Source organism: Epilithonimonas zeae (assembly GCF_900141765.1).
Taxonomy (GTDB): domain Bacteria; phylum Bacteroidota; class Bacteroidia; order Flavobacteriales; family Weeksellaceae; genus Epilithonimonas; species Epilithonimonas zeae.
In genome coordinates, this window is record NZ_FSRK01000001.1 from 2,255,038 (window position 1) to 2,278,998 (window position 23,961).

Annotated in this window: 26 protein-coding genes; 11 read left to right on the forward strand and 15 right to left on the reverse strand. The window is 35.0% G+C overall.

What is annotated here, in order from left to right; genetic code table 11:
• Window positions 1–57: 57 nt before the first annotated feature.
• From BUR19_RS10335 to dnaG, 7 genes are all read right to left on the reverse strand, one after another.
• Window positions 58–1,005, reverse strand: a complete 948-nt coding sequence (locus tag BUR19_RS10335; protein WP_074235248.1) for an electron transfer flavoprotein subunit alpha/FixB family protein — start codon at window positions 1,003–1,005, stop codon at window positions 58–60.
• Between the two features lie 24 nt (window positions 1,006–1,029).
• A complete protein-coding gene (locus BUR19_RS10340) occupies window positions 1,030–1,776 on the reverse strand; it encodes an electron transfer flavoprotein subunit beta/FixA family protein (RefSeq protein ID WP_074235249.1) in 747 nt (248 codons plus the stop codon).
• A 263-nt stretch (window positions 1,777–2,039) separates the two neighbouring features.
• Complete coding sequence (locus BUR19_RS10345; RefSeq protein WP_074235250.1) at window positions 2,040–2,741, reverse strand: SDR family oxidoreductase; 702 nt, start codon at window positions 2,739–2,741, stop codon at window positions 2,040–2,042.
• Window positions 2,742–2,911: 170 nt separating this feature from the next.
• Window positions 2,912–4,294, reverse strand: coding sequence for a dipeptidase (locus tag BUR19_RS10350; protein ID WP_074235251.1), 1,383 nt, complete (start codon window positions 4,292–4,294; stop codon window positions 2,912–2,914).
• A 134-nt stretch (window positions 4,295–4,428) separates the two neighbouring features.
• Window positions 4,429–4,686 carry a hypothetical protein gene (locus BUR19_RS10355; protein WP_074235252.1) on the reverse strand — a complete coding sequence of 86 codons (258 nt, stop codon included), beginning with the start codon at window positions 4,684–4,686 and terminating at the stop codon, window positions 4,429–4,431.
• Window positions 4,687–5,049: 363 nt separating this feature from the next.
• On the reverse strand, window positions 5,050–5,727 hold the full coding sequence (gene clpP, locus BUR19_RS10360; protein WP_074235253.1) for an ATP-dependent Clp endopeptidase proteolytic subunit ClpP: 678 nt from the start codon (window positions 5,725–5,727) through the stop codon (window positions 5,050–5,052).
• 72 nt (window positions 5,728–5,799) lie between these two features.
• On the reverse strand, window positions 5,800–7,725 hold the full coding sequence (gene dnaG / locus BUR19_RS10365) for a DNA primase (RefSeq protein ID WP_074235254.1): 1,926 nt from the start codon (window positions 7,723–7,725) through the stop codon (window positions 5,800–5,802).
• Window positions 7,726–7,804: 79 nt separating this feature from the next.
• Between dnaG and tsaE the strand changes: the two genes are divergently transcribed.
• The 7 genes from tsaE to BUR19_RS10400 all read left to right on the forward strand — a co-directional run bounded on the left by tsaE (window position 7,805) and on the right by BUR19_RS10400 (window position 14,789).
• Complete coding sequence (gene tsaE, locus BUR19_RS10370) at window positions 7,805–8,212, forward strand: tRNA (adenosine(37)-N6)-threonylcarbamoyltransferase complex ATPase subunit type 1 TsaE (protein ID WP_074235255.1); 408 nt, start codon at window positions 7,805–7,807, stop codon at window positions 8,210–8,212.
• Window positions 8,213–8,269: 57 nt separating this feature from the next.
• Window positions 8,270–9,466: an alanine dehydrogenase gene (locus BUR19_RS10375; protein WP_074235256.1), complete on the forward strand. Its 1,197-nt coding sequence runs from the start codon at window positions 8,270–8,272 to the stop codon at window positions 9,464–9,466.
• Window positions 9,467–9,475: 9 nt separating this feature from the next.
• The gene (locus tag BUR19_RS10380; RefSeq protein WP_074235257.1) at window positions 9,476–9,847 is read left to right on the forward strand and encodes a hypothetical protein; all 372 of its coding nucleotides are present in this window, start codon (window positions 9,476–9,478) and stop codon (window positions 9,845–9,847) included.
• A 1-nt stretch (window position 9,848) separates the two neighbouring features.
• Window positions 9,849–10,625, forward strand: a complete 777-nt coding sequence (locus BUR19_RS10385) for a histidine kinase (protein ID WP_074235258.1) — start codon at window positions 9,849–9,851, stop codon at window positions 10,623–10,625.
• The gene (locus BUR19_RS10390; RefSeq protein WP_074235259.1) at window positions 10,597–11,304 is read left to right on the forward strand and encodes a LytR/AlgR family response regulator transcription factor; all 708 of its coding nucleotides are present in this window, start codon (window positions 10,597–10,599) and stop codon (window positions 11,302–11,304) included. The genes BUR19_RS10385 and BUR19_RS10390 overlap by 29 nt, the downstream gene beginning before the upstream one ends.
• Window positions 11,305–11,434: 130 nt before the next feature.
• A complete protein-coding gene (locus BUR19_RS10395; RefSeq protein WP_074235639.1) occupies window positions 11,435–13,714 on the forward strand; it encodes a cation:proton antiporter in 2,280 nt (759 codons plus the stop codon).
• Window positions 13,715–13,943: 229 nt separating this feature from the next.
• Complete coding sequence (locus BUR19_RS10400) at window positions 13,944–14,789, forward strand: prephenate dehydrogenase (RefSeq protein ID WP_074235260.1); 846 nt, start codon at window positions 13,944–13,946, stop codon at window positions 14,787–14,789.
• A 31-nt stretch (window positions 14,790–14,820) separates the two neighbouring features.
• Here BUR19_RS10400 and BUR19_RS10405 read toward each other — a convergent pair whose 3' ends face one another.
• Together BUR19_RS10405 and purE are read right to left on the reverse strand one after the other, a co-directional pair.
• Window positions 14,821–15,669, reverse strand: a complete 849-nt coding sequence (locus tag BUR19_RS10405) for a hypothetical protein (protein ID WP_139297312.1) — start codon at window positions 15,667–15,669, stop codon at window positions 14,821–14,823.
• A gap of 58 nt (window positions 15,670–15,727) precedes the next feature.
• Complete coding sequence (gene purE / locus BUR19_RS10410; protein ID WP_074235262.1) at window positions 15,728–16,231, reverse strand: 5-(carboxyamino)imidazole ribonucleotide mutase; 504 nt, start codon at window positions 16,229–16,231, stop codon at window positions 15,728–15,730.
• 86 nt (window positions 16,232–16,317) lie between these two features.
• Here purE and BUR19_RS10415 point away from each other — a divergent pair, with 86 nt between their 5' ends.
• Together BUR19_RS10415 and BUR19_RS10420 are read left to right on the forward strand one after the other, a co-directional pair.
• Window positions 16,318–17,217, forward strand: a complete 900-nt coding sequence (locus BUR19_RS10415; RefSeq protein WP_074235640.1) for a DMT family transporter — start codon at window positions 16,318–16,320, stop codon at window positions 17,215–17,217.
• Between the two features lie 71 nt (window positions 17,218–17,288).
• Window positions 17,289–17,756, forward strand: a complete 468-nt coding sequence (locus BUR19_RS10420) for a hypothetical protein (protein ID WP_074235263.1) — start codon at window positions 17,289–17,291, stop codon at window positions 17,754–17,756.
• Window positions 17,757–17,794: 38 nt separating this feature from the next.
• On the opposite strand, the gene BUR19_RS10425 is transcribed toward BUR19_RS10420, so the two are convergent.
• Window positions 17,795–18,904 carry a 5-(carboxyamino)imidazole ribonucleotide synthase gene (locus tag BUR19_RS10425; RefSeq protein ID WP_074235264.1) on the reverse strand — a complete coding sequence of 370 codons (1,110 nt, stop codon included), beginning with the start codon at window positions 18,902–18,904 and terminating at the stop codon, window positions 17,795–17,797.
• Between the two features lie 114 nt (window positions 18,905–19,018).
• Complete coding sequence (locus tag BUR19_RS10430; protein ID WP_074235265.1) at window positions 19,019–19,459, reverse strand: nuclear transport factor 2 family protein; 441 nt, start codon at window positions 19,457–19,459, stop codon at window positions 19,019–19,021.
• Between the two features lie 180 nt (window positions 19,460–19,639).
• Between BUR19_RS10430 and BUR19_RS10435 the strand changes: the two genes are divergently transcribed.
• Window positions 19,640–20,470: a sulfite exporter TauE/SafE family protein gene (locus BUR19_RS10435; protein ID WP_074235266.1), complete on the forward strand. Its 831-nt coding sequence runs from the start codon at window positions 19,640–19,642 to the stop codon at window positions 20,468–20,470.
• Window positions 20,470–20,856 (forward strand): DUF1634 domain-containing protein, encoded by a 387-nt coding sequence (locus BUR19_RS10440; RefSeq protein ID WP_074235267.1) that lies wholly within the window; start codon window positions 20,470–20,472, stop codon window positions 20,854–20,856. Before BUR19_RS10435 ends, BUR19_RS10440 begins: the two co-directional genes overlap by 1 nt.
• On the opposite strand, the gene gloA2 is transcribed toward BUR19_RS10440, so the two are convergent.
• From gloA2 to BUR19_RS10460, 4 genes are all read right to left on the reverse strand, one after another.
• Complete coding sequence (gene gloA2, locus BUR19_RS10445; RefSeq protein WP_074235268.1) at window positions 20,853–21,230, reverse strand: SMU1112c/YaeR family gloxylase I-like metalloprotein; 378 nt, start codon at window positions 21,228–21,230, stop codon at window positions 20,853–20,855. The two genes, BUR19_RS10440 and gloA2, sit on opposite strands and share 4 nt — an antisense overlap.
• A 42-nt stretch (window positions 21,231–21,272) precedes the next feature.
• A complete protein-coding gene (gene bla / locus BUR19_RS10450) occupies window positions 21,273–22,139 on the reverse strand; it encodes a subclass B3 metallo-beta-lactamase (RefSeq protein WP_074235269.1) in 867 nt (288 codons plus the stop codon).
• 100 nt (window positions 22,140–22,239) lie between these two features.
• Window positions 22,240–22,548, reverse strand: coding sequence for a GIY-YIG nuclease family protein (locus BUR19_RS10455; RefSeq protein ID WP_074235270.1), 309 nt, complete (start codon window positions 22,546–22,548; stop codon window positions 22,240–22,242).
• A gap of 164 nt (window positions 22,549–22,712) precedes the next feature.
• Window positions 22,713–23,768, reverse strand: a complete 1,056-nt coding sequence (locus tag BUR19_RS10460) for a diphosphomevalonate/mevalonate 3,5-bisphosphate decarboxylase family protein (protein ID WP_074235641.1) — start codon at window positions 23,766–23,768, stop codon at window positions 22,713–22,715.
• Window positions 23,769–23,961 lie beyond the last annotated feature (193 nt).

Consider the following 23,961-nt stretch of genomic DNA (forward strand, 5'->3'; position numbering starts at 1 on the left):
ATTATAACAAAAAAACCTGAATCAATGACCCAGGTTTATATTTTTATGAAAATTAGGTTAAGCTTTCAATGCTTTGATTTTCTCTGTCAATGCAGGAATAATTTGGAAAGCGTCTCCTACTACGCCATAATCCGCAGATTTGAAGAAAGGTGCTTCTGCATCGTTGTTGATTACAACAATGGTTTTAGAACTGTTAACGCCTGCCAAATGCTGAATGGCACCGGAAATACCAACTGCAATGTAAAGATTGGGAGAAATTGCTTTTCCAGTTTGTCCAACGTGCTCCGTATGAGGTCTCCAACCTATATCGGAAACCGGTTTTGAACAAGCTGTTGCTGCGCCAAGAACATTTGCCAAATCCTCAATCATTCCCCAATTTTCCGGACCTTTCATTCCTCTTCCGGCAGAAACTACGATTTCCGCTTCTTTAAGGTCAAGTTTTCCTGAAGACTGCTCGTGATTAATAACTTTTGTATCTTCATTGGCAATGCTCAATTCTTTCACTTCCTCCGAACCTGAAACTGCATTTTCCTTAACTCCGAAAGCATTTTGAGAAACGGTTACAATCACACCATCTGCATCAGCTTTTGCGTGCATAAAACCTTTTCCAGAGAAAGCTTTTCTCTTAACTTGGAAAGGCGAGGTGCTTTCAGGAACATCAATCACATTCGTAATCAACGAATAATTTTTCTGAATTGCCAACATTGGCGCTACAGAAGAAGCATCTGTTGTATGAGGAAAAACGATAATATTTCCGTCAGCAATTTGGTTAACTGCTTCTGCATAAGCCTTAGCACTGAAGTTCTTAAGACCTGCATCTTTTACATTCACTACTTTATCTGCTCCATATTTGTAAAGCAAATCAGAAGAATCTGTAGGATTGATAGAAATTGCAGTCACTGAATCTCCAGTTTTTCCTGCAATAGCTTTTGCATAAGAAACTGCTTCAAATGCTGCTTTTTTGTAAACTCCGTTTATATTTTCTGCGTATACGAATACTGCCATTTTGTTTGATTTAAGGATTAAGAATTAAATTACTTTCGCTTCTTCGTGAAGTAATCTTACCAACTCGTCTAGGTTATCCGCAGAAACCAACTTCACTGCTGCTCTTGGAGCAACACTGTCAAAAGAAACAGCTTCCACTTTCACTTCAGAATTGGAAGGTTCTACAACATTGAGAGGTTTTGTTCTTGCAGACATAATTCCTCTCATATTTGGGATAATCAAATCTTTTTCATCCACCAAGCCTTTTTGTCCTGCAACAACAGCTGGTAACTTAACCGAAATCGTTTCTTTACCACCTTCTATTTCTCTAACTGCAGTAGCCTCTGAGCCATTTACATCCAAACCAACCGCTGCATTAACGAAAGCATAATTCAACAACTGAGCAACCATTCCCGGAACAGCACCACCATTATAATCAATCGATTCTTTTCCTGTCAGAACCAAATCGTAATTACCATCTTGAGCAATTCTCGCAATTTCTTTTGCTACAGAGAAGCTGTCTTTCGCCTCTGTGTTAACTCTTACAGCATCGTTCGCTCCGATTGCCAAAGCTTTTCTGATAACTGCTTCTGTTCCTGCATCTCCAACATTCACAACTGTTACAGTCGCCCCTTGAGATTCTTGTAATTTTATAGCTTTTGTTAAAGCAAACTCATCTAATGGATTAATCACCCATTGGATTCCATTTTTGTCAAAAGCAGATTTATCTGCTGTAAAATTAATTTTACTTGTAGTATCCGGAACACTACTGATACAAACTAATATTTTCATCTGTTAAATATATTTTAATTAATTATCAATAAGAATCGATCTTAACGATAACATTTGATGTTACTAAGTCTGGCTAATATATATAAAAAATACTATGCATGCATAATTTATTGTTATTTATTAAATAACATCTAAAACTGCTTTAATAAAAGGGTATTTAGATTCTTTATAAATAATTTTATCCATTTGAAGCCAATTTTGCAGAATTTGGACTTAACAAATATCTGGGTCAAATTATCGAATTTTCAAAAAATCAATAAATTTCACTTTTTTACCTGACTTGCTCTGAATTCTATTTTGCTTGGCAAAACTCGTGGATTCATATTCAACATATCGAGGACAAGATTTCCCATATCTTCCGGCTGGATTTTCCAATCATCTTTTTCGGAAGGAACATTGCCATTGAAATAAGTCGCTACTGAACCTGGCATTATGGTTGAAACTTTAATATTATATTTTCTAAGGTCAATCATTGCGGCCTGCGTAAAACCAACAACGCCAAACTTCGAAGCGTTATAACCTGCTCCATTTTCAAAGAAATTAGTTCCGGCAAGACTTGCAATCGTAATGTAATAACCTTGAGATTTTTTCAGTTCTTCAACCGAGGCTTTTAGTGAATAGAAACAACCTGTCAGATTGGTTTCCTGCATCGCGTTCCAGTCTTCAATACTTAACTCATCAACTGGCTTAAAAACTCCCAAACCAGCGTTGGCGATAACAACATCCAGCTTGCCAAATCTTTCTGTGATTTTGGAAACTGCGTTTTCTTCATCTGCAAAATTCCGAACGTCTGAACTTACTCCAAAAATACTTTCTGAAATGACTTTAAGTTCCGAAACAGCTTTGTCCACATCTTCTTGTTTTCGTCCGCTGATGGCTACTTTGTGACCGTTTTTCAATAAAACTTCTGCAATTCCGAAACCTATTCCCTTGGTTCCGCCTGTGATGTATATAACTTTTGACATAAATTTTATAAATTTTATTTTAACTATATAGACTCCATAAGTTTTTTTGAAGAAATTTTAAGTTATTCTATTTGATCTCTTCTAAAATATAACTAATTCTCTATCTATCTATATGGCTTCATTAACGATTAATATTAATAAAAAAGACAGCCTAAACTGTCTTTATTTTTTTAACCTTTAGCATAAAATTCAAAGAAATAAGGTATGCTTTCTATTCCTTTGTAATAATTATACAATCCGTAATGTTCGTTCGGTGAATGGATAGCATCGGAATCCAAACCAAATCCCATCAATACAGATTTTGCGCCCAACACTTTCTCGAACAAAGATGTAATAGGAATACTTCCACCACTTCTGTAAGGCAAAACTTCTTTACCAAATGCTTTTTCCATTGCTTTTTTAGCAGCCAAAAATTCTTTGGTGTTGCTTTCCAAAACATAAGGCATTCCGCCGTGATGTGGCGTTACTTTTACTTTCACACTTTTTGGAGCGATTTTCTCAAAATACTTTGTGAATTTTTCAGTGATTTCTTCCGGTGTTTGATTGGGAACAAGTCTCATTGAGATCTTAGCAAAAGCTTTGGAAGCAATTACTGTTTTTGCACCTTCACCAGTGTAACCGCCCCAAATTCCGTTAACATCTAAAGTTGGTCTGATAGAAGCTCTTTCCAAAGTTGTGTAACCTTCTTCTCCCTGAATATCGTTAAGGTTGATTGATTTCTTATAAGCTTCTGGGTCGTCTTTTAATTTGTTCATTTCCTTTCTGTCTTCGTCGGAAACAACTAGAACATTGTCATAAAAACCGTCGATTGTAATGTGACCTTTGTCATCAATTAAATCGCCAATCATTTTTGCAAGAACATTAATTGGATTCGGGACTGCACCACCATAAAGTCCTGAATGTAAATCACGATTCGGGCCTTCTACTTCAACCTCAACATAACTCAATCCGCGCAAACCTGTCGTAACCGTTGGCTGCTCATTAGAATAAATATGCGTATCAGAAATCAAGATTACATCACAACTCAGTTTTTCCTTATTTTCTTCAAGGAAATCTGCCAAACTTGCAGAACCCACTTCTTCTTCACCTTCAATCAAAAACTTGACATTACAAGGCAAAGAATCTGTTTTTATCATTGCTTCGAAAGCTTTGACGTGCATAAAGAATTGCCCTTTGTCATCTGCGGAACCTCTTGCGAAAATCGCACCTTCCGGATGAAGTTCCGTTGCTTTAACAAACGGTTCGAAAGGATCGCTTGTCCATAATTCTAAAGGATCAGCTGGTTGAACGTCATAATGTCCGTAAACCAAAACTGTTGGCAAATTAGCATCGATGATTTTCTCTCCGAAAACGATTGGATAACCTTTGGTCTCAAGGATTTCTACGTTATCTGCTCCGGCAACTTTAAGATGTTTTGCTACCTCATCAGCACATTTCAGAACCTCTGATTTGTAAGCCGGATCTGCACTGATAGAAGCAATTCTAAGGATATCAAATAATTCATCAAGAAAACGTTGTTTGTTCTCCTGAATGTAATTTTGTGTATTACTCATTTTATTTATTAATGATAAATGATGATTGATAAATGATTTTAAACTTTGTCAAAAATGAAAAAGTAAGGTTCGTAAAAATAAAAAATGTCCTGCAAACGCAAGACATTTTTTATTATAATATTTTTATAAAATTCTTAGTGGTGCTCAGCTGGAGCTTCGGCTGTTGCAGCTGGTTTAACTTCTGATGTCACTGTCTTTGCAGAATCTGCTACAACATGAGAAACAGCTTTTGTAGAATCTGCAGTTGGATGATAAGTTCCGTGAGGTGCATTAGGATCGTCATATCTTACCACTTCATCCGTTTTTTTCAAACGTCCTTTGTTCCCACCAGCAGGAAGATCACAAGACACAACTAAGATAGCAGAAGCCAACAATATTACAGATTTTTTCATTTTTTATTATTTAACGTGTCAAAAGTAGTGAAATTGAGATTTTCTGCAAAATTATTTTTGTAAAATGTATATTATACAAATGTATTATATAATAAGTCTAATTAATTCACCTCGATCTTATTTCAAAACTAAAATCCAAAGATCAATATTTCTACTTTGCGAAGCGCGCCCCGACCTGAGTGGAGCTCTTTTTCTGTTATTGCGATTGTACAAAAGGCCGACAGATTGCTTCTCTTTGTTCGCAATGACAGAAAAAAGCGGGAACGGAGGGCGGATAAAGGCGCCCAAATAATTAAATTGGAGAGAACCGGGTTTGAGAGTTTAAAATAAAAAAACCTGACTCAAATGAATCAGGTTGTTGTTCTATTTTTTTCTTTCGAGAACTTCGTCTACCATTCCGTATTCTTTGGCTTCGCTAGATGTCATCCAGTAATCTCTGTCGGACGCTTTTTCTACCCACTCGTAAGTTTGACCAGAATGTTCTGAAATAATGTCATACAATTCTTTTTTCAGTTTCAACATCTCTCTTAGGTTGATCTCCATATCAGAAGCTACACCTTGTGCACCACCAGAAGGCTGGTGAATCATCACTCGAGAATGCTTCAAAGCAGAACGTTTTCCTTTTTCGCCCGCTACCAAAAGAACTGCGCCCATAGAAGCCGCAATTCCGGTACAGATTGTTGCTACATCCGGTTTGATGATTTGCATCGTATCATAGATCCCCAATCCTGCGTAAACGCTTCCGCCAGGAGAATTGATGTAAATCTGAATATCCTTCGCAGAGTCTGAACTCTCTAAGAACAATAACTGCGCAGTGATGATATTCGCAACCTGATCGTCGATTCCTGTTCCGAGGAAAATGATTCTGTCCATCATCAATCTAGAAAAAACGTCCATCTGTGCAACGTTCATTCTTCTTTCCTCCATAATGTAAGGCGTAAGATTGGTTGGGTTGAACATTCCCATATATTGGTCTGTAACAAGACCATTGTTTCCCATATGTTTTACCGAGAAATCTCTGAATTCTTTTTTAATGTCCATATTATATTTGGTTATTTTTAAATCTATATTGAGTTTGCAATTTCTATTCCTTTGCTAAAGTAAGTCATTCTGTCACAAAATACGAAATAATTCGCTGTCTAATTTGTTTTTGAGTTGAGTCAAGAGAATGATATTTTGATAAATATGCGTATTATCTTGCTCATTATCTGTTGTATTCTTCAGGTCGTTGATTAACTTAACAACATATTCTCTTTTATGTCTTAAAACAATATCCGAAACAAGCTTCGGAACAACCTCCTCTTCTGAACTGAAATAAATATTGAACTTGTTCCAGTTGCTTGTGTGATAGTTTTCTATAAGTGCATTCGCTAGTTTACCAGAGATTTCCTCATCCATCATATTGAAGAAAAAATTACCTGATCTTATTTCGTTTTGAAGAATACCTTCTTTGATTTCAGAAATAATTGTTTTATGAATATCCAGCTGAATCTCGCATTCATCTTCTTCCAAATGATTCAGAATTTCTTCTATGACTGTAATTTTGTAAGCGTTTCCATCAGCATCTTTTCTGTCTAAGACGAAATCACCATATTTCAACATCAAATCAACCAATTTTTCTTCCTGAAGCAACAATGGATTGACAGAAAAAGTATTTTCCTGAACAATTTCTAATTTTGGAGCAGCCTTTTTCTCTTCAAACTTAGGTTTTGATTCCTGCTGTTGTGTGACATTGGTCTGAATCTGAAGTTCATTAAACAAACTTTGCTCACTCAATCCAAATTTATTCGAAACTTCTTTCAAATAAACTTCACGTTTCAAAGCATTTTGCACAAACGCAACCGATTTTACAATATCACGGATTGATTCTGCTTTTCTGATGGGGTCATTGCCTGCATCTTTCAGAAGAATCTCAGCTTTGAAATCGATGAAATCTTTGGCTTCTTTATCAATGAAATTCTCAACATATTCCTGCGGATGTTTTCTTGCAAAAGAATCGGGATCATCACCATCTGGAAAGAGAAGAACACGAATGTTCATTCCTTCGGAAAGTAACATATCGATGCTTCGGAAACTCGCTTTGATTCCTGCTTTATCACCATCGAAAAGAATCGTTACGTTTTCAGTTAATCTTTTTATTAATTTGATCTGTTCCGTTGTCAAAGACGTTCCTGAACTTGCCACAACATTTTCAATTCCTGACTGATGAAGCGAAACCACATCCATATAACCTTCCACCAAAAGACAAAGGTTTTTTCTGGAAATGGATTGTTTGCTTTGATTCAGACCATAAAGAACATTGGATTTATGGTAAATTTCGGTTTCCGGAGAGTTGAGGTATTTCGCAGTTTTGACATTATTCTTGAGAATTCTTGCACCAAAACCAAGAACTCTTCCCGAAAAACTGTGAATCGGAAACACTACTCTATCACGGAATCTATCTATTCCTGAAGGTGTATTTTCCGGAAATATGGACAACCCTGATTTTTCAAGAATATCTTTGGAATAAGCTTTTCCAAGAGCGAACTCTGTAAACGCATTTTTCTTTTCAGGAGAATAACCTAATTGGAATTTTTTGATAATATCATCCCGAAGTTCTCTTTCTTTAAAATAAGAATAAGCAATCATTTTGCCTTCTTCCGATTCCCAAAGCTGATCTTGGAAAAAATCATTGGCAACCTCGTGGATCTTATAAAGCAAATCACGCTCGGTTTGTGATTGTTTTTCTTCTTCAGAATATTCTCGGATATTTTCCTCTATCTCTATCCCATATTTTTTCGCCGCGTGGCGAAGTGCTTCGGGATAAGTGAAATTCTCGATTTCCATTAAAAAAGAAATAGCTGTTCCTCCTTTTCCTGTCGAGAAGTCTTTCCAGATCTGCTTACTAGGAGAAACTACAAAACTTGGTGATTTTTCCTCGTGAAAAGGACTCAAACCCTTGAAGTTAGAGCCTGCCCTTTTCAACTGAACATATTCACCAATGATCTCTTCTACACGGATGGTAGAAAATATTTTATCAATCGTCTCTTTCGTAATCACGATGTAAAGGTAATAATTAGTTTTAATTTTTATTCTGAAATAAAATCTGCAGAAACCTTATTTTTGTAAAAAATTTAAGATGCAATTTACAATTCATCAGCTTGAAGAATGGAAAGACATTGTCAATCAAATCATTCCAAATCTTCAACATAATATTCTTCTTCTCAAAGGCAATCTGGGCGCAGGAAAAACCACTTTTTCTCAGTTTTTGCTTCAGGAATTGGGAAGCTCAGACGAAATCTCATCTCCAACCTACTCTATTGTGAATGAGTATGATACACCAAAAGGAAAAGTTTTTCATTTTGATTTGTACCGATTAAAATCTGTGGAAGAAGCTTATGATTTCGGGATTGAGGAATATCTTGACAATGGATTTTTGTCAATTATAGAATGGCCGGAAATCTATATGGACGAGCTTGAAGGTTACGATTTTCACGAAATGACCATCACCAATACAGAATCCGGAAGAGAAATCGAGTTTAATTAAACATAATAGTAATTTGTTTTATCTTTGCTTTAGATTTTGAACAATGATTCGTTTTATATGAGCAGTACATCAACCATATTTACGCCTTTTACAGAAGAAGAACTGATTCCTAAAGAGGAAAAACTAGAAGTTGTAAAAAAAGGAAAAACCTTTAGCATTGGTATTCCAAAAGAAACTTGTCTGAACGAAAAAAGAACGTGTATCATTCCGGATGCAGTTCAGATTTTGGTAAATAATGGACACAAAGTCATTATAGAAAGTGGCGCCGGAGAAGGCTCACACTTTTCTGATATTTTATACTCCGAAGCTGGTGCAGAGATTACAAACGACCCCAAAGTCGCTTTTTCTCAAGACTTGGTTCTAAAAATAAATCCACCAACCGAAGAGGAAATCGATTACTTGAGACCGATGACTTATTTAATTTCGGCTTTACAAATCAATCTTAGAGACAAAGATTATTTCCTGAAATTAGCTTGCAAAAAAGTCAATGCGATTGCTTTCGAATTCATAATGGATGAATACAAACAATTGTCATTGGTAAGATTAATTGGTGAAATTGCTGGAAGTGTTTCCATCCTTTACGCCTCAGAATTATTGGCAATGTCCAACGGATTGATGCTTGGCGGAATCACTGGTGTTCGTCCTACGGAAGTTGTAATTCTTGGAGCGGGAATCGTTGGAGAATTCGCGACAAAAGCTGCTATAGGACTTGGAGCGAGTGTCAAAGTTTTTGATAATTCATTGTCGAAGCTTCGAAGACTTCATACTTTGGTGGACAGTCGTGTTCCAACATCGGTCATCGACCCGAAAGAATTAACAAAATCGCTTAGAAGAGCCGATGTTGTTATCGGAGCTTTACCAAGGTTGAATCTTCCTCCAATCGTTACCGAAGATATGGTAATGAAAATGAAAAAAGGAAGTGTCATCATCGATATCACAATCGATAATGGAAAGGTGATTGAAACCTCAGAGCTGACAACAACAGAAAAACCATTCATTGTAAAACACGACGTTATCCACTGTGGTTTACCGAATTTGACTTCAAGAATGCCGAGAACGACAACGAAAGCTGTGAGCAATTTCTTCCTAAGCTATCTGTTAGGTTATGACGAAGAGGGCGGTTTCGAAAATATGCTGATTCATAAAAACGAAATCAAACAATCTCTTTATATGTACAAAGGAAGACATACGAAACAATTGATTTGCAACAAGTTCGACCTTCCTTATCATGATATCAATCTTTTGATTTTCTAAATCTCATTAATGCTAAAAAAATTAAAATTCTACGCTATCGGTCTGGTTCCAGGCTTGTTAATCGTATTTTTCATACTCAATCAAAAAGGTACAAGTTGCTCTTATTTCCCTAATGACAGGGTAATTGCTGAAACGTTGACAAAAGATTTCACCTATTCTCCAGCTTTCCAAACGGAGATGGAGCTCAACAAAATCTCAGAACAATTCTTGAAAGACAGCATCATCGCTGGTGGAAAAATTGATTTTGACCGAAGCAAAGCACAAGAGAAACCTTGTCCAAAATACGTTTTGGTTTATCCGAAAAACAATCCGAGATTCGAAATTAATTATTCTAAATGCAAGGAAAATGCTGAATTTACCAGCTTGAAAAAACTGAAATAATATGTCTGGCAAAAATCTCTTACTTCCGGATTATTTTCTGTTTGGTGGGATTTTCGTCATCTTTTTTTTGCTGGTTTTAACTTTCTTCCTTTATGGGAAATACAAATCGTCAAAAGCGAAAAATAAAATTTTAGAAGACAATTACAAAGCGATTGAAAGCAAACTCGACAATGTACGCTTAGAACATATCGAGACCAAACTCAATCCGCATCTTTTCAAAAACATTCTCAATTCGGTTCAATCACACGCTTATCAGACTTATATTTCGTTGGATAAATTGGCGAGTATTCTGGATTATATTCTTTATGAAAGCAGCAACAAATTCGTGAGTCCAAAAGAGGAATTGGATTTTGCAATGAACCTTATCGAAATCAATAAAATCAAAATCAATCCTTTGTTCGATTTTAGAATTAAAACGAAAATTAATAAAGAAGATTCTATATATCTGGAGAAAGTTTTTGCCCCATTGATTTCTGTTGATTTGATTGAAAATGCTTTTAAACACACCGATTTTTTGGCTGAGGATTCTTTTATTGCCGTGAATTTAATTTTAGATGACGGGAAATTTGAGATGAAAGTCTCCAACAAAATCTCCGAAAAAACACCATTAAAAAAGGAAAACAGCGGATTCGGAAGCAAATCATTTGACCAAAGATTGAAACTGATTTACAAAGACCATTACAAGCTGAACAAAAATATCACCAACGGAAATTACGTCGCCCATTTAACCATTAATCTTTCAGAATTTTATGATAAAATGCGTTATTCTGGACGATGAATTATTGGCAATCAGCTACCTGAAACTTCTCTGCGACCAGATTGAAGGTATAGAAGTTGTGAAAGCTTTCAACAATCCGAAAATATTTTTGCAAGAAATCAATGATATCGACTGTGATGTCTGCATTCTTGATATCGAAATGCCTGGAATGAATGGACTTCAAGTCGCGGAATTAATCAAAAACAAAAAAATCATTTTCACAACCGCTTACAAAGAATATGCGGCAGAAGCTTTTGACCTTGATGTGGTAGATTATGTACGGAAACCTATCAAAAAAGAACGTCTTCAACAAGCTTTTGAAAAGGCTGAAAAATTACTCGGCGAGCAGAAAAAAAATCAGTTTTTTGAGTGGAATACCAATCTCGGAAAAACCCGAATTTTTGTCAGTGATGTGGTTTACATCAAAACTTCTGACATAGACAGCCGCGACAAAGACTTAATGCTGAAAAACAATTCAGAAATCACACTTAAAAATCTGAGCTTCAAAAATTTATCTGAATTATTACCTGAAAAATTGTTTGTTCAAATTAATAAAAAGGAAATGGTTAACATTCAGCATATTCAGGTTTTTTCTTCTTCGGAAATTATTCTGGATATGGTTTCATCAGACGGAATTCCTTTAAAATTGGGTGTCAGCGATATTTTCAAAAATCAAATTTCTGAAAAATTGTCAAGATAATTTCAGCGCAGAATTTACTGCTTTCATTACATTTCTGAATTGAATTAACTTTTGATTCATCAAAACTTCTCAAATTTACATCCTGAAATCAGTACAATTCAAGTTACCGATTTGTGAAATGAATTTGATTATGAAAAAGTACAGAAATATTATCTTTTACGTCCTTACAATTGCGTTTTTCTCTTGTTTGATGTATTGGTTTTTTGTAGAAGGAAAAACTTTGGAAATTGGAGAAAGTATTGCGCCGACTAAAGTAACTGGCGGAACGATGTGGGACACTTTCGCTACATCATTCTTAGAAAATCTTCATCATCCATTGGCACTTCTTTTGGCACAAATTGTTACCATAATTGTTGTTGCTAAGTTTTTCGGATGGATTTGTGTTAAGCTGAAACAACCATCTGTAATTGGCGAGATGATTGCAGGTATTGTCCTTGGACCATCACTTGTAGGATTATATTTTCCAGAATTTTCAGCGTTTATGTTCCCAAAAGAATCGCTTCCTAACTTACAATTTCTAAGTCAGATTGGTTTGATTCTCTTCATGTATATCGTGGGGATGGAGCTGGATTTGAGCGTTCTGAGAAAAAAAGCACACGATGCGGTTGTTATCAGCCACGCAAGTATTATCATTCCTTTTGCTTTGGGTGTTGGACTGGCTTACTTTATCTATAAAGAATTTGCGCCTGACGGAATTCAATTCAGTTCGTTTGCCTTATTTATGGCGATTGCGATGAGTATCACAGCATTTCCAGTTCTTGCAAGAATTGTTCAGGAAAGGAATCTCCATAAAACCAAAATTGGAACCGTTGTAATTACTTGTGCTGCAGCCGATGACATTACGGCCTGGTGCATCTTAGCAGCCGTAATTGCAGTTGTAAAAGCAGGCTCTTTTTCGGGTTCTATTTTTGTCATTATAATGGCAATTGTTTACGTTTTCTTGATGATAAGATTGGTAAAACCTTTCCTTACAAGAATTGCCGAATCACAAAAAGGAAAAGGATTCATCAACAAAGCATTGGTTGCCGTTTTCTTTTTGATATTGATTATCTCATCTTATTTGACAGAAGTTATCGGGATTCATGCACTTTTCGGAGCGTTTATGGCTGGAGCGATAATGCCTGAAAATGTGAAATTCAGAAACCTTTTCATCGAGAAAGTTGAAGACGTCGCTTTGGTTTTGTTACTTCCATTATTCTTTGTATTCACAGGACTTAGAACACAAATCGGATTATTGAACGACCCCCATCTCTGGAAAATCGGTGGATTGATTATCTTGACGGCGGTTATCGGTAAATTTGTAGGAAGCGCATTGACTGCTAAATTTCTAAGATTAAATTGGAAAGACAGTCTCACCATCGGTGCTTTGATGAATACAAGAGGTTTGACTGAACTGATTGTTCTTAATATCGGTTATGACTTAGGTGTTTTAGGCCCTGAATTATTTGCGATGCTTGTGATAATGGCGCTATTCACAACTTTTATGACAGGTCCTTGTCTTGATATGATCAATTATTTCTTCAAAGGAAAAAAATCAAGTCTGGAAGAAGACGACAATGATAATGATGAAAAATATAAAGTTCTTTTATCATTTGAAACGCCGGAATCCGGAAGTACATTGTTGAAATTAGCTGATAATTTTACCCATAAAATGAACGGTAATAAAAGCGTAACAGCAATGAACATTGCTCCTCTTGATGAATTGCACGCTTTTGACATCGAAGATTATGAAAAAGAACTATTTGAAGATGTGATTGATACTTCTCAGGCCTTAAAACTGGAAGTAACGACACTTTTCAAAGCTTCCACAGATACACAAAGTGATTTAGTTAATATTACTAACAAAGGTAATTATGATTTGCTTTTGATAATGTTAGGAAAATCCATTTACGAAGGAACTTTGCTTGGAAAATTGCTTGGTTTCACGACCAAAATCATCAATCCAAGTAAATTACTCAATACGGTTACTGGAAAATCATATATTTTCAACAACTCCCCTTTTGATGATTTCACATTAAGTATTATCGATAAAACCAATATTCCTGTTGGGATAATGGTGGACAAAAACTTTGAAAGTGCAGACAGAATCTTTATCCCAATTTTTGATTTGAGCGATTTTTATCTGGTTGAATATGCTAAACGATTGATCAATAATAACGACTCTCAGGTTATCATTTTGGACGCAGCAGGACAAATCCGTAAGAATACAGAAATCCGTGAATTGATAAGAAATATCGAACATATCGCGCCGAATCACATTACGCTTTACAATGAAAAAACAATCGAAAAAGAATTCCTAGAATCTCAGGATTTGATGTTGATCAGCAGCAAAAGCTGGAAAAATCTGATTGATACAAAAAGTCTTTGGTTATCAGACATTCCATCCACTTTAATTGTTTCGAATCCATAATTTTTTTTGAATTTTAGAAAATTAATTTCTATCTTCGTTTTGTGAAAAAAATAAACAGAACATATTATTATGCAATTTTGACCCTGAAACAGGATTAGGATTCGTATGTACAAATATCAAAACCTCGTCCTAATGACGGGGTTTTTTGTTTTAAATTATTAATAGAAAAATATTATAAATGAAACGCTTTGCGTTCCATCTGACAGAATAAAAAAATAAGTATTTACAGATGAAAATAGGAATTATTGGAACCGGATTAATTGGAGGTTCCATTGCATTGAAATTAAAAGAGAAAAACTTCGCAGAATTTGTTTATGGAATTGACCAAAACGAAGAAAATCTAAACAAAGCTCTCGAGCTCAATATCATTGATGAAAAGGCAGATTTAGAATTAGGAATCAAAAATTCTGAATTAATTATCATTTCGATTCCGGTGGATTCTGCGAAGAAAATATTACCCGATGTTTTGGATTTGATTAATGAAAATCAAGTCGTAATGGACGTTGGTTCTACAAAATCAGGCATTGTAGATTCAATTAAAAATCATTTAAACAGAAAACGATTTGTCGCTTTTCACCCGATGTGGGGAACGGAAAATTCTGGTCCAAATGCGGCAACTAAAGACAGTTTTACAGGAAAAGCTGCCGTGATTTGCAACAAAGAAGAATCTGACGAAAATGCCTTGGAAATTGTAGAACAAGTTATTGAGGCTTTGGAAATGCATCCGATTTATATGAATGCCGATGTACACGATATTCACACGGCTTATATTTCGCATATTTCGCACATTACTTCTTACGCTTTGGCCAATACTGTTTTGGAAAAGGAACGAGAAGAGGATACGATTTTCCAATTGGCAAGTTCCGGTTTTTCAAGTACCGTTCGTCTGGCAAAATCTCATCCTGAAATGTGGGTTCCCATTTTCCGTCAGAACAAAGAAAACGTTTTGGATGTTCTTAATGAACATATTTCACAGCTTAGAAAATTCAAATCTGCTTTGGAGAAAGAGAATTTTGATTACTTGGAGGAATTGATTAGGAATGCGAATAAGATTCGGGGGATTTTGGATAAATAGAAAACAATCTAAATGGAAAACTAAAATATTCTTAATGAGTCCAATTTTCAAGTTTTCCATTTTCTTTTTGCCATATTTCAATATAAACATCCTCTGACATTGGTTTACCTTTATCTTTAATAATGTCAAAATTTAAATCTTTTAGAGCATTCTCGAATTTTTTAATACAATAGCTATATTCTTCTTTCTCAAAAAACTCCTCAATTTCTTTTTCAGAATACGTCATTCTAATTTGGGAAACCTTACCATTTCCACCAATCGTAACAAGATATCTTTCTGAACAATCATTTTCATTTTGCCATTTTTCTTTCTTTAATCTCTTAAAAAGAACATCTGAAATTTTATCTTTATCAATTCTATTTATTGATTTCGGTACTTTTTGATAATTATGAACTTCTTCTTGTCTTACTAAATTTCCGCTACTAAATTCCAACACAGTTTCATATTCAAATATTTTATAAAAAACACCGTCCCAGCGAAGTTGTCTATTATTTTTGATTTTTTGAGGAAAATTAATAATACCAGAAAACCAATCTATCAACACTCGGTTATCCCGAGTCTTATCTCCAAATATTTTTTTAATTTTTTTTGTAGAATCATCTGCACTAATTGAAGTTTTATCTTTCAATGCTCCACAGGAAATAATTTTTGTCAGATATAATTTATCATCAATAACTTCATATATTGCTTGATAACCTCTCCAACAATTTAATGGGACACCGAGTTTTTCAGAACCTCTAAAACTTAATCCAAATAATTTTTCTTCATCAGGATTTTGTTTTTGAAGATATTGTTCTAAAATTAAATTATACGTTGGAATTGTATCTTTCTTATAAATAATATAATCAGGCATTTGCGGGCTTGCGAAAATGTCTGTCATAATAAAAATGAAAATCGTAAAAAGAATTTTAAACAATATTTTCATTTAGAAAGTACATTTATTTATCAAATTGATTCGGATGTAATTTCTTAATATCATCCACGGTTCCAAGAACTTTATCTTTCAGCGAATCCTGATATTTTTGCAGTTTTTCAGAGACTCCAGAATCGGAAGTCCCTATAATTTTTGCTGCGAGAATTCCGGCATTTGAAGCACCATTAAGAGCAACCGTTGCCACAGGAATCCCAGAAGGCATCTGAAGAATTGACAAAACTGAATCCCAACCGTCAATAGAATTGCTGGACAAAATCGGAACGCCAATCACAGGCAAAGTCGTACAGCTGGCAACCATTCCAGGAAGATGAGCCGCGCCTCCAGCTCCAGCAACAATAACCTTCAAACCTCTTTCTTTAGCAGTTTTCGCGTAATCAAACATTCTTTCCGGCGTTCTGTGCGCAGAAACGACTGTTAATTCGTAAGGAATTTCCAGAGATTTTAGAAAATCTGCAGCTTGCTGCATTATTGGCAAATCGCTTTGACTGCCCATTATTATTCCGACCATTTCAATTTCTATTAGATGCTCAAAGATAAAGATTTATCAATAAAATCGAGTTTTTTGGAATATCTTTGTTTCTTAATTTTCCAGATTTGAATTCCAAAACCATTATCGCTATTCTAATTGTTGCCATTGTTTGGGGCACAACTTTCCTTGGTATCAAAATCGGAGTGGAAACTGTTCCACCTTGGTTTGTTGCAGGATTTCGTCAATTTTTAGCATCATTGATTCTTTTACCATTTTTAATTTTTACAAAAAATATGAAATGGATTGGCTGGAAGAATTTTAGAATTCAATTGACTTTGTCATCCTTACTTTTAATTGGTGCGAATGGTTTAACAACCGTTGCGGAGAAAAACTTAACGAGCAGTTTAGCTTCCTTAATTAGTGCACTTTCGCCGGTTTTTATCTTTATTGGAAGTATGATTATCGGAATGGAAAAATTCACTATCCGAACTTTAGTTGGTTTGTTAATGGGATTTTCGGGAGTGATTTTTATTTTCTGGGACGGATTGAGTGAACTTTCCAATCCAGATTACAGAAATGGTTTGATTGTGATGATTCTGGCACTTTTAGGCTGGGCAACCGGAACAATTTATACCAAGAAACTTCACGTTCAGAATAACAATCTTTTCCTGAATCTCTTCTACCAATTTGCTTGGGCAGGAATTATCCAGTTGATTTTCGCCTTTTCTTTTTCAGATAAAATCGAAGTTGAAACTTGGTCTGTTAAAAGTATTTCTGCGATTATTTATTTGGCAGTTTTCGGTTCTGTGTTAGCTTTCTTTGCTTATAATTATCTTTTAAAAACATTACTTCCAACACAGGTTTCTATGCTGTCTTACGTGAATACGATTATCAGTATTTTCTTGAGCTGGTTAATTCTTGGAGAATCGATTTCGGAAAAATTCATTATCGCTACAGCATTAATTATCAGCGGAGTTTTTATCATTAATTATAAACCCGGAATGTTGAGAAGAGCAAACAAATAACAAAATTTATTCTTAGATTTATTCTGGCAACTAAATTGATAATGTTAGATAAACCTAAAATATAAATCACTATGAAAAAGACAATTCTAATAGCTTCTTCAGCTATTTTATTGATTGCGACATCCTGCAAAAAACAAGAACAAACTATTGTAACCGACCAGAATAATGACACGGTTGCTGTAGTAACAACTGAAACAAAAACACTTACAGAGGTTGATGCAAAAGCTGCAGTAGATAAAGCCCAAGCAGATTTGGATGCCGCTATAAAAAAGGGAGACAAACAAGCTGAAACTGCTGCCAGAAAAGCTTTAGCAGATGCTAACACAGTTTGGAACGATACTAAGACTGCCGTAGGCAACGCAGCTAAAGATGTGAAAGAAGGCGTTGATAATGCTGTTGACAAAACAAAAGTGGCAGCACAAGATGCGAAGCAAGATATGAAAGCTGCTGCAAAAGACGCCAAAGAAGCGACAAAAAAAGCAACCGAAGATGCAAAAGATGCTTACAATAACGCTTTGGACAAAGCAAAAGCAAAGTAAATTAAAACAAAAAAAGGTCAGAAATCTCTGACCTTTTTTTATGCTATAACTCTTACTAAAGATTTGATGTGAATCAATTTCGCCATCAATTCTTCTCTGGAATCTGCCAAAACATTGATATGCCCCATTTTTCGTCCAGGCTTTGTTTCTGTTTTTCCGTAGAGGTGAACGTAGGTTTTTGGTAATTTTAAAACTTCTTCCAATCCTTCATATTTTACTTTTCCAGAATAATTTTCTTCACCAACAAGATTCAGCATTCCTGAAAATCCGAAAGCTTCTGTATCAGCTAAGGGTGAGTTTGTCACGACTCTGTAAAATTGTTCAAACTGAGAATTTGAGTTTCCTTCCTGTGATTGATGTCCAGAATTATGAAGTCTCGGCGCCGTCTCATTCACCCAAACTTTTCCAATTTTATCGAGGAATAATTCGATGGCGAAAAGCCCTGCAGAATCTGCACTTCGGATGAATTGATTAGCAATCACATCAATCTGTCTTTGAGTTTCCTCAGAAATATCAGCCGGGCAAATATTAAAATCGAGGAGATTCAGTTTTGGATCGGCAACCATTTCTGTTACTGGAAATGTTTTTATTTCTCCGTTTTCATTTTTAGCAACAATCACAGATAATTCTTTGTCGATATCAACCAGATTTTCCAAAACAGATTCCTGAGTCCAAAGGTTTCTCCAATCGTCATTTGAACGAAGTAACTGAACGCCTTTTCCGTCGTAACCTCCTGTATTCAATTTCTGAACAAACGGAATTTGGATTTTGATTTCGTCTTCACTTCCATCCATAATTTCGAATTCTGGAGACGGAATTCTATTCTCCTCATAAAATTGTTTCTGCAAAATCTTCTGCTGAATGATTTTGATAATCTTAGAACTCGGAACGACTCTTACACCTTGATTTTCCAGTTCTTCCAGCGCATCCGTATTCACGTGTTCAATCTCAATCGTTATAACATCTTTGTCTTTTCCAAACTCAAGAACATCATTATAATCATTGAAATTCCCTCTTGTAAAATGAGAAATGCCGGCACAAGAACATTCTGGATTTGGGTCAAGAACATAAAACTCATCATCATATTTCAATGCTTCTTGAATGAACATTCGCCCCAATTGTCCACCCCCTAAAATTCCGATTTTCATTTTTTTTACTTTCTTTTAGATTTATTTTAATGCAAATTTCGCAAATTATTTTTTGACTAAAGTCAATTGATTTTTAAATTAAAAAAATGGGCTAAAGCCCATTTCTATTGATATTTATTTCCTACAATTATCCTTTCTTCTCGTATCGATAATGTATTGAATTTTCCATTCGTTATTCAACTTTACCAATTGAAAAGAATTGACGCCACAATGCGAGAAGTTACCTTTGTAATAAAACTCATAGGGCGTCCAAACCGAAGCCAGATTTCCATCAATCAAGATATTTGAAAATATGATTCTCTCATCCAGACTTTGCTTTTCAGCTTTAGAAATACTTAATACAAAATCATTAATATTTTCATTTTTAACTTCTCCAGCCTTAGTTATCGTTTGCAAAACAGCATTTTTAGAAAACGATTTTCTAATCAATACAGAATCAGAAGTTTTCATTCCATTAAATAATTGATTAACCGTTGACTTAACCAAATCCTCTTCCGAAGTCTGAGAAAACCCAAAAATTGGAAGAATACTCAATAACAAAAATCTGATTTTCATCTGTCAATATTTTCTACAAAAGTAGAGTTTTTTTGTGGTTGTTGCTTTTTAAAATCAAGATAAAATTGAATCTTAAAGTGTTCATTTCCTACGAATTTGGTATAACTTATAGGAATCAAAAACATTGAAATTTATGTGATTTAACAATAAAATTCGTCGCAAACGTTTTATATTTGCGGGATGTCAGAAATCATAATTCTCTTTATTGGAGCAATTGCTGCCGGATTGATGGGTTCTCTTACAGGTCTGGGTGGCGGTGTCATCATTATTCCTCTTCTTACGCTTGGTTTCGGTGTTCCGATGCATTATGCAATTGGCGCTTCTCTCATCTCGGTCATTGGGACTTCTTCGGGTGCAGCAGTAGCTTTTGTGAAAGAAGGTTTTACCAATATGCGAATCGGAATGTTCTTGGAAATTGCAACCACAACTGGAGCAGTTTCAGGAGCTTTGGTTTCAGGATTTCTGAATCCGAATACAATCGGGATTATTTTTGCGAGTATCTTAATTCTTACCGTTCTTTTAAATCTTAAAGGAAAACCTGACCACCAGGAAGAATTAATTAAAGGAAGTTTGGCAGATAAACTCAAGCTTTACGGAACATTTCCAGATAAAGACGGCATCAAACGTTACGCTTCCAGAAATACAATTCCAGGATTTTTGATGATGGTTTTTGCAGGCGCAATGTCCGGACTTTTAGGAATCGGTTCTGGCGCTTTGAAGGTTTTGGCAATGGATAATATGATGAAATTACCTTTCAAAGTTTCCACTACGACAAGTAATTTTATGATTGGCGTGACCGCTGTTGCAGGTGCGTTGATTTATTTTCAAAGAGGGCAGATTATTCCTGTTATTGCCGCGCCGGTTTTGATAGGTGTGGTGGTTGGAAGTTTCATAGGTTCGAAAACTTTGATGATTTCCAAAACAAAGAAATTGAAAGTATTTTTCGCAATCGTAATCACGATTCTTTCAATTTATATGATGTACAACGGTGTCAATAAAAATTTCCATTAATGAGAACAAAACCATTTACAGACGTTGATTTAAATCGTTCCGTGGGAAATCTCCTAAGATTGGGTGTTCTACTTTCCGTAGTCACTTCTTTGGTGGGATTTGTAAAGCTTTTTACGGAAGGTTTTGTAATGCCAAGAAAATACCGGCTTTTGGAAATGGGAGATTCCTCTGAAAAAGTCTGGGGTCAGTTTTGGAATTCGTTGATGAAAGGCGAAGGAATGGCTATCATTCAACTTGGGATTTTGTTTCTTATTTTAACGCCATTGGTTAGAATTATTTTTGCATTGATTGGTTATCTTAAAGAAAAAGACTATGTTTATGTTATAATTTCTCTAATTGTTTTGGCAATTATGACCGTGAGTTTTTTAACAGGATATGCCCATTAATTCTCATAAAACTCTAAAGGTAAATTATCTGGGTCAGTTGTAAAAAAGAATTGTTTATCGGTAAATTCATCGATTCTGATTTCTTCACAATCCAAACCTTTTTCTACTAATTCATTTCGTTTTTCTTCCACACTATCTACTGAAAAAGCCAAATGACGAAGGCCACAACTTTCTGGTCTTGAAGGTCGAGCTGGCGGATTTGGAAAAGAAAATAATTCAATCACATAATGTTCTCCGATTGCTAAATCCAGTTTGTAAGACTGTCTTTCTTCACGATAAACTTCACGAATAATATTAAGACCTAAAACTTCTGTATAAAATTTTTTTGAAACTTCGTAATTGGAACAGATGATGGCGATGTGGTGGATTTGCATAGTGTAATTGTAAAAAGTAGAATGTATTAAGTATAAAGTATTTTATTTTGATTCCTCTTTCAATTTCTCCAAATAATCATTTTCCAATTCTTTCAGTTGTTTGAAGTAATTCTCCTTATCCATAAACAATTTTGGATTGTAAACATCTCCAGATCTACGTTTCTCGTGCAAATCGAACTGGCTTGCGTGCGAAGCGACCCAAACATCAAAATCCAATTTTTTCATCGCATCCAAAGTATAGGCATAATCTTTTTGCATATTTGGATAAGCTTGAACATCAGAGAATTTGTGGTCAATAATAATGGAAGGCATATTCGCAATTAAAACTTTATAAGTTCTGTCTTTATCTTTGGTTTCGAAGATAAAACTGCAGGAACCTTTTGTGTGTCCAGGATGATGAAGCAAAGTTAAAGTCGTATTTCCTAATTTGATTTTGTCATTATTTTTCAAAAGAAAATCTGGGTTCAATGGCTTGAAAGTCACTCCATACTTCCCTAATTCGTAGTCAGATTTTCCGCCGGATTTGAGTTCGGCTAATTCGGCTTCGTCAACATAAAGTTTGGCGCCAGTTTCTTTTTTGATATCAGCCATTGCGCCCATGTGGTCAAAATGCGCTTGAGTCAAAGTTAGAATTTTAATATTTTTATATTTGAATCCTAATTTCTCAATATTCGCTTTGATTTGAGGATCAGAATCTGCCAGACCAGTATTGATAAGGATATTTCCCTTATTTGTAACAATGAGATATGAGGCCAAATCGTAAGTCCCGACATAATACAAATTCCCGACAATTCTGAACGGCTCATAAGGTTGAGACCATTTTTCAGGATTATTTTTTGGTTCTGTTACGGTTTGTGCATTTCCGAAAAAGGAAATGATTAATAGGAATAATATTGTGAGTCTTTTCATAAATAAGAATAGTTATTATCCACATTTTTGTCATTCCGGAGGAATCTCAGCGGTCTAGATTCCTCCGGAATGACAAAAATGTGGTTAATTAAAATTGTTGTTAAAACAAATGATTTAAAAATTCCAAATTAGGATTCTGAATTCTTATAAATTCTAATTTTTTATTTCTTGATAAATCCTTTATTTCTTTTTCTCGTTCAATAGCGTGTTGAATCCAACCAAACTTTTCATAATAAACTAAAAACTCAACATTATATTTTGCTGTAAAGCTATTTGAATTTGTTTTAGTTTTATGTTGATGCAATCTAATATGAAGATTGTTTGTAACCCCCGTGTAAAGAACTGTTCTTCTTTTATTGGTTAAAATATAAACATAAAACGTGTAAGCTCCTTCTGGAAATTCAATCATTTGTTTGTGTTTTTATCATAAAATATTTCCAGATTATTGTTATTCCGAAGGAATCTAAACTGTTATATTTTTCTATATTGAGATTCCTCCGGAATGACAAAAATGTGGGTTAACTTTTGCATTATAATTTCACTTCCGACCTCCAGCTTCCATCTTCCGGCTTTTTAAAATCTCATCACATCTTTCACTACTCCACCTTTTTGCGTCAATGGAATCAGTTCTGTTTTGATGAAATCTGTGATTCTGTCGTTGTCAATATCATTTGGAAAAAGCAAATGAACATTAGCTCCAGCGTCTAAAGTGAAAAACAAAGACAAGCCCGTAATTCTTCTAAAATCCCAAATCTTATTAATGACCTGCAAAGTTCCAGTCTGCATCAGGATAAAAGCAGGTTCGCTCATCATCATCATTGCGTGAAGTGTCAATGCTTCGTGTTCAGCCAATTTGATGAAACCTTCCATATCACCTGATGAAAGAATCGTTTTCAGTTTGGTAAAATTCTCGTGTGCTTCTTGGAAACGTCTTTCTGCATAAGGATTGGTGTTCATCAAGCCGTGACCAACCGTTGAAGAAACCGATTTCTGACCTTCGTGAATCAGCAAAACCCAATCGTTGAAGTTTTTGAAAATCGGATGGATTTCCTCATCCGGATATTGAACAGCGAATAAATCCGAACTTCCTTCCACTTCTTCAGTTTTCCCCCAAACCACCAAACCTTCATAAAGACTTCTGCAAGCACTTCCGCTTCCTAATCTTGCCAAAAAGCTTGCTTTTTTTGTTTTAAAATCGGAGTCTGAATTTCCTGAGAAAATATTATCTAGGTTCATCAAACATTTAGCAATCGCTCCGAAACCTGAAGCTGAACTTGCAATTCCTGAACTGTGCGGAAACGTATTTTCAGTTTTGATGATGTATTTTCCTTTTAGAATCCAAGGTAGATATTGCTCGATATTTTTGAAATATTTTTCGATTTTCTCAGCGAATTTTTTTTCTTCATTTCCTGATAAAAAAGTCTTCACCGAAAAATCTTCTCCGGCAAAAAACTCCATTGTTGTATTGGTTCTGCAATGGTTCAAAGTATAGCTGACACTTGGATTGGCAGGAATCTGATTTTCGTACTTCCCCCAATATTTGATGAGTGCAATATTAGAGGGACAGCTTGAGGAGACGAGTTGATTGGATATCTGAAATTGGGAATTTCCCAAAAATTCTTGAGTCATAGGTTTGGCTTTTGGCTTTGGCAAATTTAAAATAAAATAGTTGTTTATGGGAATTTTGAACGCAAAGTCCACAAAGATTTTTTGAACTTATTGCAAACATTTTTAAGGCTCGCAAAGACGCTGACGCTCATCAAAGAATTAATATCATATTTTGAACTTCATATTCTGTAACATTTTTGTCTTTTTTAAACTA